Origin of the sequence: Lacisediminihabitans sp. (assembly GCF_036404185.1) — a bacterium.
In the GTDB taxonomy this organism is placed as follows: Bacteria; Actinomycetota; Actinomycetes; order Actinomycetales; family Microbacteriaceae; genus Lacisediminihabitans.
The window spans coordinates 1-9,804 of sequence record NZ_DASWPB010000155.1 but is presented as its reverse complement, the minus strand read 5'-3'; the positions used below and the strand labels follow the sequence as shown (position 1 = coordinate 9,804).

General features: G+C 70.2%; 9 protein-coding genes and 1 pseudogene. 2 read left to right on the top strand and 8 right to left on the bottom strand.

The window, feature by feature from the left end; translation table 11 throughout:
* Window positions 1-165 precede the first annotated feature (165 nt).
* Complete coding sequence (locus VGC18_RS11105; RefSeq protein ID WP_331097295.1) at window positions 166-1,341, bottom strand: SGNH/GDSL hydrolase family protein; 1,176 nt, start codon at window positions 1,339-1,341, stop codon at window positions 166-168.
* Between the two features lie 320 nt (window positions 1,342-1,661).
* Here VGC18_RS11105 and VGC18_RS11100 point away from each other — a divergent pair, with 320 nt between their 5' ends.
* Entirely contained in the window at window positions 1,662-2,975 is a 1,314-nt protein-coding gene (locus VGC18_RS11100; RefSeq protein WP_331097293.1) for a DUF222 domain-containing protein, read from the top strand.
* A gap of 46 nt (window positions 2,976-3,021) precedes the next feature.
* On the opposite strand, the gene VGC18_RS11095 is transcribed toward VGC18_RS11100, so the two are convergent.
* The 3 genes from VGC18_RS11095 to VGC18_RS11085 form a co-directional block, all read right to left on the bottom strand.
* Entirely contained in the window at window positions 3,022-3,681 is a 660-nt protein-coding gene (locus tag VGC18_RS11095; RefSeq protein ID WP_331097291.1) for a pentapeptide repeat-containing protein, read from the bottom strand.
* A gap of 6 nt (window positions 3,682-3,687) precedes the next feature.
* The gene (locus tag VGC18_RS11090; protein ID WP_331097289.1) at window positions 3,688-4,341 is read right to left on the bottom strand and encodes a response regulator transcription factor; all 654 of its coding nucleotides are present in this window, start codon (window positions 4,339-4,341) and stop codon (window positions 3,688-3,690) included.
* A gap of 177 nt (window positions 4,342-4,518) precedes the next feature.
* Window positions 4,519-5,889 (bottom strand): sensor histidine kinase, encoded by a 1,371-nt coding sequence (locus tag VGC18_RS11085; RefSeq protein ID WP_331097287.1) that lies wholly within the window; start codon window positions 5,887-5,889, stop codon window positions 4,519-4,521.
* A 169-nt stretch (window positions 5,890-6,058) separates the two neighbouring features.
* On the opposite strand from VGC18_RS11085, the gene VGC18_RS11080 reads away from it, so the two are divergent.
* Entirely contained in the window at window positions 6,059-6,562 is a 504-nt protein-coding gene (locus VGC18_RS11080) for a DNA starvation/stationary phase protection protein (protein WP_331097285.1), read from the top strand.
* Between the two features lie 66 nt (window positions 6,563-6,628).
* On the opposite strand, the gene VGC18_RS11075 is transcribed toward VGC18_RS11080, so the two are convergent.
* From VGC18_RS11075 to VGC18_RS11060, 4 genes and pseudogenes are all read right to left on the bottom strand, one after another.
* Window positions 6,629-8,101 carry an amidohydrolase gene (locus VGC18_RS11075; RefSeq protein ID WP_331097283.1) on the bottom strand — a complete coding sequence of 491 codons (1,473 nt, stop codon included), beginning with the start codon at window positions 8,099-8,101 and terminating at the stop codon, window positions 6,629-6,631.
* Window positions 8,098-8,712, bottom strand: coding sequence for an FMN-binding negative transcriptional regulator (locus VGC18_RS11070; RefSeq protein WP_331097281.1), 615 nt, complete (start codon window positions 8,710-8,712; stop codon window positions 8,098-8,100). The genes VGC18_RS11075 and VGC18_RS11070 overlap by 4 nt, the downstream gene beginning before the upstream one ends.
* Window positions 8,709-9,686 carry an Fpg/Nei family DNA glycosylase gene (locus tag VGC18_RS11065; protein ID WP_331097279.1) on the bottom strand — a complete coding sequence of 326 codons (978 nt, stop codon included), beginning with the start codon at window positions 9,684-9,686 and terminating at the stop codon, window positions 8,709-8,711. Before VGC18_RS11065 ends, VGC18_RS11070 begins: the two co-directional genes overlap by 4 nt.
* A gap of 4 nt (window positions 9,687-9,690) precedes the next feature.
* Window positions 9,691-9,804, bottom strand: a pseudogene (locus tag VGC18_RS11060) (ribose-5-phosphate isomerase); the annotation flags it as partial.

The window sequence follows — 9,804 nt, the reverse complement described above, 5'->3', positions numbered from 1 at the left end:
ATGGTGAACGGATCGGCCGGGGAACCGAACGGCTCGTCCGTCGAGTCGTGGCTGCTGTCGAGGCGGCGGAGCTCGTCCATGGCTTCACCGTACCGTGGCGGGGCACGACAGGCCGGTTAGAAACGAGACGATCTCACTCGCGGCGACCGGATGCACATCTGCCGTTCAGGAGACCGAGCGGTTGCGTCTCCGCCGCCACAGGATCACCCAGAGCGCGACGATCGCCAGCACCACGGCGCCGACGGCCAACGCGGCCCAGCGCCAGGGCGAGGCATCCTGAGCCGGCAGCGACTGCGGGCGCGGCGTGGAGGTGTGAACGGGGAACGCCCGCTCGATCTCGGGGATGACCGACCGCGCGAGGAACGCCGCGCCCTTCGCATTCGGATGCAGCGCGCCCGGGGACACGGACAGCGCGCGGTCAGCGCTGTTCAGCCGCAGGCTGATCCCGTTGATGTAGCTGGCGTCCGCCGATGCGCAGGGGCTGTGGGCGGCGCTCGCTTCGAGCGTGGAGACGTAGGTGAACCCCGCGCGCTCCGTGGCCGCCCGCATCGCCTGGTCCAGCGACTGCTGGAGCGAATTGAGATAGACCACGTCGACATCGGTGAACGGGAAGCCGTCGTCGATGTGCAGTGCCGGCAGACTGCTTCCCTCCAGCGGCGCCCGGAAGCAGCCCTTCGCGGGCGTGTTGGCCGCATTCGGCATGATCGTCGGATAGCCCACCACGAAGACCTTCGCCCTCGGTGCCGCCGCGGTGATGGTCGCGAAGGTCTTGGCGAGGCCGCTCGTCACCGGCCCGGCGAGTCGCGCGGCCATGGTGTCCTTGCCGTCGATCACGTAGGACTTCTTGCAGTTCGGCTTCTGGGCCGAGATGATCGGCCCGTCCGCGGAGAGCGCGATGCAGGCGGTCGCTGTGGTGAAGAAACCGAGATCGTTGCCGCCGATGGTGACGGTGACCACCCGCGTGTCCCGCCCGAGCGCATCCGCCTGGGGCTTGGCCGTGCCGTGGTCGGTGCGCTGCGGCGTGGAGATCAGGTTGGCGGTGACCGCGCCCGCGCAGGTGACGTCCGTGAGCTTCAGCCCAAGGGCCTCGGCGACCCGGTGCGGATAATCGTCGCCCGACTGCCCGCACCCGGCGACGGGCTTGCCGGTCGCCGGCGCGATGCCGTAACCGGCCCCGAAGGAGTCCCCCATCGCGACATACGGCAGTCCGTTCGTCGCCGCCTTCGCCTGCCCCGGCTTCGACGGGGTCGCGGATGCCGCGGTGCCGGTGGAGAGCGCACCGAAGAGGACCAGCAGCAGGGCGATGAGCAAGGCGAAGGGCACGCGCGATCTCACGGTCACGGTGGTCGACCTCCCAGATGATGACGTGGCGGGCCTTCAACTGTGCCACACGACACCCGAACGCCCGGTGAGAACGACGGATGCACGGACATCCTTCCTCTCCTCCACAGGCACATGCTCTGCGTACGATTCCACATGAAAAATGCCGGTCACGGCCGCTTATCGCGCTTCGAATGTCGGTGGGTGCTGGCAGGATGTCCGTATGAACACCTCGATCGCCCCGCTCACCCGGGCTGCGCAGCAGCTGGAGCGATCGTGGGCGCAGCGGGTCGGCGCCTTCCTCGCCGAGGAAGGCGCCGCTGGCCGCGCAGGCGGCGAGCATGACGGACGAGGGGCTGGAGGCAGTGGGCACGCAACTGCGCGAGGCACAACGAACGCTCGACACGCTCCGGGTCACCGTCGCCGGCGAGATCGCGGAGCGGTCGCGGTCGTCTCTCGGCGGAGAGGGCCTGGCGAAGCGGGCCGGTTTCGCCCGCCCGTCGCTCCTGGTCGCCCAGCTGTGGGGCCTCGGTCGCGGGGAGGCCACGCGCCTGTGCGACGTCGGGCTGTCCGTCAGGCCGCGACTGGCTCTCAACGGCGAGCCGCTGCCGGCGAGGTTCCCCGCCGTCGCGGACGCCATCGCCTCCCGCGCGATGGGCATCGAGTCGGCCGCCGTCATCGTGCGCGAGCTGGAGTCGGCCGCGCTGCGCTGCTCGCAGGAGGCCAGGGAGGAGGGCGAGCGCTACCTGGTCGAATGGGCACCGGCCCTGACGATCGACGAGATGACCAGGCTCGCCCGGCAGATGCGCGACCGGCTCGACCAGGACGGCGCCGAGCCGAGGGACGAGCTGCGCCGCGAGCGACGCGGCTTCCGGCTCAGCACCTCGTCCGACGGCACAGTCTTCATCCAGTGGCGTCTCGACCCCGCCGAGGCCGGCCTGGTCAAGGCGCAGGTCGACGGCATCGTCGGCCGCGAGCTGCGGCGGATGCGTGCAGAGGACGGGCCGGTGGCTGACGGCCCGGACGAGCGCAGTCTGGCCGAACACCGTCTGGCCGAACGGAGCGGTCCGGACGAACACACCCTGGAACAGCTGCGTTCCGACGCGGCCATGGAGATCTTCCGCCACACCGCGACCTGCGCCGGGGCCGCCGGGGAGCTGCCGTCCACGAAGATGGTGGTCCGGATGAGCCTCGAGTCCCTTCTGACCGGCCTGGGCAGGGCGCAGATCGACGGAATCGACGAGACCATCTCTGCCGGCCGGGCCAGGCAGCTCGCCGCGGAGGCCGAGCTCATCCCCATGGTGCTCGGGGCCAAGGGCGTTGTGCTCGACGTCGGCGCGGGCAGGCGGCTGTTCACGGCGGCCCAGAAGCTCGCCTTCGCCGAGCGGGACGGCGGCTGCGCCTGGGGCGGATGCACGAGCCCGCCCTCGTACGCGGAGGCGCATCACATCGAGTGGTGGTCGACCTCGCCGAACAGCGACCTGGCGAACGGGATCCTGTTGTGCACGCATCATCACCATCAGATCCACGACCACGGCTGGGAGGTGTTCGTCGAGGACAACGTCCCCTACTTCCTGCCGCCTCCGCGAATCGATCCCTCCCGCACACCTCGTCGCGGCGGCCGAATCGACCTCTCGACGATGCCGCCGCCGTGACGGCGATGAAACACGAAGGGGCGACGCTGTGACCCGAGTGCTGCGCCTATTCCACGACGATGCCCAGGTGCGCGGCGAGCACCGGGGCGAACAACGACAGCTGGAACTCGTTGATGGCCGCACCCCGCAGTCCGTCGATGCCGTTGACGATCGAGAAGTCGCTCGTCCGGAGGTCGACGTCCACGCAGGTCGCCCGCGTCAGGTCGAGGGTGCCGATCCGGCAGTTGCGCAGCGCGACCCGGGTGCCATGGAAACCGCCGAGGTCGAGATCGGTGATCGTGCAGTCCTCGATGAGCACGTCGGTGAGCCGGGAGGCGCGCAGGTTCAGATAGTCGATCTTGCCGCCGCGGAGATGCACCGAATTCAGCTGCGCCTCGAACAGCTCCGCGGACCCCCAGCGCGGATTCTCGATCGAGACGTCGCGCCAGGTCGTGCGAGCGGCGAGCAGGGTCGGTGCGAACGGGGCCACCACCAGGCTCTCGACAAATCGCGAGCCGCGCAGCTGCGTGTCCGTGAGCGTGAGGTCCGCGAGCTCGCACTCCACGAACTCGGAACCGGTCAGGTCGTACCCGCTCAGGTCGGTGTCGGCGAAGCGTTCGCCGTCGTGATCGTCCCGGGCGACGAGGGCGGTGGCGTCCGCGTCGACGACGACGGGCGCCGAGAACCCCAGCCGGGGCGGGCGGATCGAGGGAGCTGGGGATGGCATGGGTACCTATCGTTGCAGCCAGGCGAGCACGGCGAGCACCCGGCGATGGTCGGTGCCGGAATCGTCGAGGCCGAGCTTCTGGAAGATCGCGGTGACATTCTTCTCCACGGCTCCGGTGCCGATGACCAGCTGGGAGGCGATCGCGCCGTTGGTGCGCCCCTCGCCCATGAGCGCGAGCACCTGCCGCTCCCGCGGGGTGAGCGATTCGAGCGGGTCGTGCCTCCTGCTCAGCAGCTGCGCGACCACCTCGGGATCGAGCACCGTGCTGTGGGCCGCGATCCGCTCGATGGCATCGGTGAGCTCCGCGAGCGAGGCGACCCGGTCCTTGAGCAGGTAACCGACCCCGCCGTCCCCCGAGGAGAGCAGCTCCCGCGCGTAGGCGACCTCGACGTACTGGGACAGCAGCAGGATGCCCACCCCCGGCAGCAGCTGACGGGCGCGGATCGCCGCCCGGACACCCTCGTCGCGGAAGGTCGGCGGCATCCGCACGTCCAGGACGATGAGGTCAGGCGCGAGCCGCACCAGATCGGCGAGGAGGCCGTCCCCGTCCGCGTAGGCCCCGGCGACTTCCAGTCCGGCCTCGTCGAACAGCCGGACGAGCCCCTCCCGCAGCAGCACCGAGTCATCGGCGACGAGCACACACAACGGGGAGTCGTTCACAGACCAACCCTATCGGCGCGGGCAGGCCGGCTCCCGCGCCGGGAGGGCCGGCCCAGGGGCGCGGGACCGGGCTCCGCAGATCGGGCTCCGCAGATCGGACAGCGCGCGGCGGCGAGCGCCGGTCAGTACATGACCGGCAGGTGGGCCGGTCAGTAGGTGATCGGCGGCGAGCGCCGGTCAGTAGGTGACCGGCAGGTGCGCCGTCACCGTGGTGGGGCCGCCGGCCGGACTGTCGATCTCCAGGGTGCCGCCGAGGCCACGCATCCGCTCCTCGAGACCGGCGAGGCCGTGACCCCCCACCAGCCGCGCTCCCCCGGACCCGTTGTCGGTGACGACGACGTCGAGCCAGGTCGCATCCGGCTCCGGGATGCGCCGCAGGGCCACCCGCAGGCCCACCCCGGTGGCGGCGGAGTGCTTCGTCACGTTGGTGAGCAGCTCGCTCGCGACGAAGTAGGCGTTGCGTTCGATCTCCTGGGGCAACTCGGCGCCGGCGTCGAGACCGCCCTCCATGCGCAGGGTGATCCGGTTGCGGTCGGCGAGCGACTCCAGCGCGGCGATCAGTCCCCGGTCGAGGAGCAGCGGCGGCGCGAATCCCCGCGACAGGGCGCGCAGCTCGTCGAGGGCCTCCCTCGACTGCTCCATGGCCTCACCGAGGAGGGCCCTGGCGCGGCCCGGATCGTTGTCCAGCTGGCGGTCGGCGGCGGCGAGATCCATCTGCAGACGGACGAGGCGCTGCTGCGGGCCGTCGTGGATGTCCCGCTCGAGCCGCCGCAGCGCGGTGCCCTCCGCGGCCGCCGCTGCGGTTCTGGAGGCGCCCATCGCTATGACCTCCCGCTGCAGCGCGTCCGATCGGAAGGCTCCGAGCATCCCGCGTGCCGCCCCCCAATGGAGCATCACCAGGCCCCGGGTGACGAAGGGCAGGGTGAGGGTGAAGACGATCCCGATCACGAGGTAGACGAGGATGTCCCGGCCGTCCGCACCCCGCTGATCGCTCCCGTAGTAGCGCAGCAGCCAGGTGGAGATGTGCCACTCCTGGTCCTGATGCGGGGAGAACAGCTGCCAGAACCAGTAGCTGAGGCCGCCGAAGGCGACCGACAGCCAGGTCACGATGATCGTCCAGGTGACGGTGGAGATGACGAAGCCGACGAAGCCGGTGTGCAGCAGGTACAGCCAGTAGTGCCCGTTGCCGAACAGCGAGCGGAGCCAGCCCCAGAACCCGTTCCTCGCCCGCGCATCCTGCCACCCCGGTCGCTCGATGGGCGGCCTGCCCGCCCACTCGAGCCGGCGCAGTTCGAGCAGGCCGAAGCCACGGGACGCATACAGCGTGGCGATGATCACAAAGAACCCCACGAAGATCACCAGGGTGCCGGTGCCCGCCGAGAACAGAGTCACCGTGACGACGAACCCGGCGAGGGCGAGCGGGAAACCGAGCAGGAGGAACCCGAGCTCGCGGGGGACGGCACCCCAGAGGCGCCCATAGGAATTGCGCCTGGCGGAGGTTGCGGGAGGGGTCACGCTGTCCAGAGTGGCAGAGTCGGTCGATGTCATGGTCTCAGCCTCCCCGCCGGGCGGGACCTGCGGCATCCGGCGACCCGACGAATCGGGGGTGGGGTCTTCCCCCGTGTGGTCAGGCGTGTGGTTAGGAGAGCCTGGGCGTGCTTGCGGAATACGGTCAGCCGCGTAGCGTTGTCCTAGGCAGAACCGAAAGGCTAAAAAAATGACCGAAGCGGTATCACCCACAACTCAAGCAGTGCCGACCAGCGCCGTCGATCCCGATGTCACCTCTGGAGTCGCGCAGTTCCTCAGCCCGGTCGTCATCGACCTGACCGCCCTGGCCGTCGACGGCAAGCAGGCGCACTGGCATGTCCGCGGCGCCAACTTCCAGGCCGTTCACGAGCTCCTCGACTCGGTGGTCGACCACGCTCACGACTACGCCGACCTCGCCGCGGAGCGGGTCGTCGCCCTGGGCCTCCCGCTGGATGCGCGCATTCAGACCGTCGCGGCCAAGGCGACCACGCCGACGCTCGCGGAGGGATTCCAGTCCTCCGACATCGTGATCGCCGAGGTCATCGCGGAGATCGACGCCGTCCTCACCGGCGTGCGGACAGCCGTGACCGAGCTGGCCGAGCTCGACCCGGTGAGCCAGGACGTCGTGATCGAGATCGCCCGCGGCCTCGAGAAGGACCGCTGGTTCCTCTTCGCCCACATCAGCGAGAAGTAGATCACTCCGGATGCCGTCCTGTCTCGACGGGGCGGCATCCGTCGTTTAACCGGAGATCTCCCGCGGTCAGAGCCGGTTGTAGGTCCAGCGACCGGCGAGCATGGTGGCCGCGACCGGCATTGTGCGCAGCCGGTCGACGGGCACCGTGAGCGGGTCGAGGTCGACCACCACGAGGTCGGCCGTCTCACCCACGGCGAGCCCGGCCCGGTCGTGGTTCGACGCGAGGATGGCCTCCGCGACACCGATCGACTGCTCCGGATGCCACGGCGGACGACCGTCGCGACTGCGACTCACCGCGGCGGCGATGCCGACCCAGGGGTCGAGCGGGGCGACCGGCGCATCCGAGTCGAGGATGAGTCTGGCCCCGGCCTCCCGGAGGCTCCGCAGGGCGAAGGCCCGGTCGGTGCGGCCCGCCCAGTAGTGGTCGGCCACGTCCCTGTCGTCCATGGCGTGCTCCGGCTGCACACTGACCGAGATCCCCAGGGCAGCAAAGCGCGGGAGATCGACCTCGCGGACGAGCTGGGCGTGCTCGATGCGTCCCGCGCATCCGACCGTCTCGAAGGCGTCGAGCGCGAGCCGGTTCGCCTCGTCCCCGATGGCGTGCACAGCGGGCAGCAGCCCGGCGGCCGAGGCCCGTCTCAGCAGCGGGATCAGCTGCGACGGCGGAACGGACAGAACGCCCCGGGAACCGGCGGTCTCCTCCAGCCCCGGGTACTCGTCCACGCAGTAGGCGGTGCGGGTGTTGAGCGATCCGTCCATGAGCACCTTGTACGGACCGACCGTGAGCTGGGGACCGAGCGCCTCACCCGTGTAGTGGCCGGCCGCGATGGCGGTCTCGAGGTACTCCGTGTAGACCCCCGCAGCGATCCGCAGGGTGTCGAAGCCGGCGGCGAACCGCCGCGGCCAGACCGTCAGGTTGTCCGTCATCTCGAAGTCGACGACGCCGACCACCCCGCGCGCGGCGGCGGCGAGCGCGGCATCCTCGACCCAGGAGTCGAGCGTCTCCTCGGGAACGTCCTGCAAGGCCACCGTGACGAGGAAGGCCTGCTCCTCCCGCAGGATGCCGGAGGGATGCCCGGTCAGGCCGAATCGGGAGAGCGCACTCGAGCTCAGCCAGCAGCAGTGCAGGTCGCCGCTGACCAGCACGACCGGCAGATCGCCGAGCACGGAGTCGAGCAGCGCCGCGGTGGGCCGGTCCGGCCAGAGGCCGTCGCGGAAGCCGAAGCCGACGAGGGGCTGCCCGGCATCCGGCCGCCGACCGGCCGTAGCATCGTGCATGATCCGCGCCGCCTCGGCCGCCGAGGCGGCACCGGAGACGTCGATCCGCCGCCTGGCGAAGGCGTACTGGCTGAGGTGGACGTGATCGTCCCAGAAGCCGGGCAGGACGTACCGTCCGTCGAGGTCGATCACCTCCTCGGAGGCTGACCGTTCGCCAGCCGTCGCGGAGGGTGCCGCCGCCTCGACGATGCGGCCGTCGTCGACGAGCAGGTCGGCCGGGTCGCCGCCAGGCACACGGGCGTTCGTGAGCCGCGTGGTCATTCGCCGTGCACCCGGCGCATCTCCTCCGCCAGGGCGGGCTGGGCGTAGTTCGGATCGTTCTCCAGCCGCTCGATCACCCGTTCCACCACCTCCGGCCGCTTGTTCTGGCTGAGCTTCCGCCGCGCATCGAAGCGGGTCATCCGGATCCGGATGCCCACGGTCCCCTTCGCGATCCGGCGCGCGCTCTGCTCGTCGATGTCCAGGCTCATCGGCTCGGGCATCCGACTCTCGAAGTGATCGACGAGGTCCCCCAGCACACGGAAGTTCTCCTCGTCGCTGAGGATCTCCGGCGTCCCGTAGAGGTGGGCGGTGACGTGGTTCCAGGTCGGCACGAAGTCGCCGGTGCCGTACCAGCCCGGCGAGACGTACCCGTGCGGGCCCTGGACGATCACCAGCACCTCGTGCTGCCCCAGCTCGTGCAGCTCCTCGTCGGGGCGCCCGACGTGGCTGACGATGCTGATGCCGTCCGCCTCCTCCTCGAGCACGATCGGATAGTGGGAGGCGACCAGCCCGTTGGCGGTGCCGGAGACGATCGTCGCCCAGGGATTCTCCCGGATGAGCCGCCTGACCTCGTCCGGATCGTCGAGGACATAGCTCGGGGTGTATCTCATCCCTGGTCTTTCGGGCACCAGTAGAGCTTGCGGCCGCCCATCTCCTCCATGAGGATGTTCGTGCCGCAGATCCGGCAGGGCAGTCCGGCACGGTGATAGACCCAGTGCCGGTCATCCCGGTGGGCGAGCGCCTTGCGGTAGGCCTCCGGGTCCAGGTCGTCCATGGTGAGCATCTGGCCGGTCTTCACCCCGACCTCGAGCAGGTGGGTCCAGTCCCGCCAGAGCGCCCTGATCGTCTCCTCCGGCAGGTCCTTGCCAGGGATGTGCGGGTCGAGTCGCGCCCGAAACAGGAGCTCCGCCCGGTAGACGTTGCCGATGCCGCTGACCACGTTCTGATCCATGAGCAGCAGCCCGATCGGCGTCGGCTTCTTCCGCACCACGGAGAGGAAACGCGCCTCCCCCTCGGCCGGGTCGTCGACGAGCGGATCGGGACCGAGCTTTGCGAGGGTGGCCTCGACCTCCTCGGGGCTCTGCACCACGCACTTGGTCGGACCGCGGAGGTCGGCGACCGCGTCGTCGGTGAGCAGCCGCACCCGCACCGCGCCGATCGGCTCCGGGGGGAACGACTCGATGGGCGCCTCGAGCTTCTCCTGCTCGGCCATCCGCAGCCGCGTGCGTCTCGGCGCCCCGATGCTCGCGATCGAGTCCTCGGCGGCATCCTCGTCGAGGATGGTGCCGCGCTGGTTGGTCTGCCCCATTCGTCCGTTCGCCGAGGCGACGGTGGCATCGGCGGTGATGTCGCCGGCGAAGTCCCAGGCGCCGTAGAGGCCGAGATGCACGCACAGCCAGGTGGAGTGGTCGAACTCGAGGAACAGCTGCTTGCCGACGGCACGGGCATCCGTCATCTCGCGGCCGTCCAGTTCGGAGGCGCCCGCCGCGAACCGCCCCTGCGGGGAGGAGACGGCGACCCGATGGCCGACGAAGTGCAGCGCGAACTGGCGCGCGATGCGATGGACGGAATGGCCCTCGGGCACGGTGCTACGCCTTCGCGGGGACGTCGACCGGGTGCCCGGCGATGGCTCCGGTGCGCTCGAATTCGGCGAGCTGGGCGATCCGGCGTTCGTGCCGACCCTCGAAACTGAACGGCGTCGC

Coding starts and splice junctions, on each gene's coding strand:
- VGC18_RS11070 (WP_331097281.1), bottom strand. CDS start 8,712: ATGAGATACACCCCGAGCTATGTCCTCGACGATCCGGACGAGGTCAGG.
- VGC18_RS11080 (WP_331097285.1), top strand. CDS start 6,059: ATGACCGAAGCGGTATCACCCACAACTCAAGCAGTGCCGACCAGCGCC.
- VGC18_RS11100 (WP_331097293.1), top strand. CDS start 1,662: ATGACGGACGAGGGGCTGGAGGCAGTGGGCACGCAACTGCGCGAGGCA.
- VGC18_RS11095 (WP_331097291.1), bottom strand. CDS start 3,681: ATGCCATCCCCAGCTCCCTCGATCCGCCCGCCCCGGCTGGGGTTCTCG.
- VGC18_RS11085 (WP_331097287.1), bottom strand. CDS start 5,889: ATGACATCGACCGACTCTGCCACTCTGGACAGCGTGACCCCTCCCGCA.
- VGC18_RS11075 (WP_331097283.1), bottom strand. CDS start 8,101: ATGACCACGCGGCTCACGAACGCCCGTGTGCCTGGCGGCGACCCGGCC.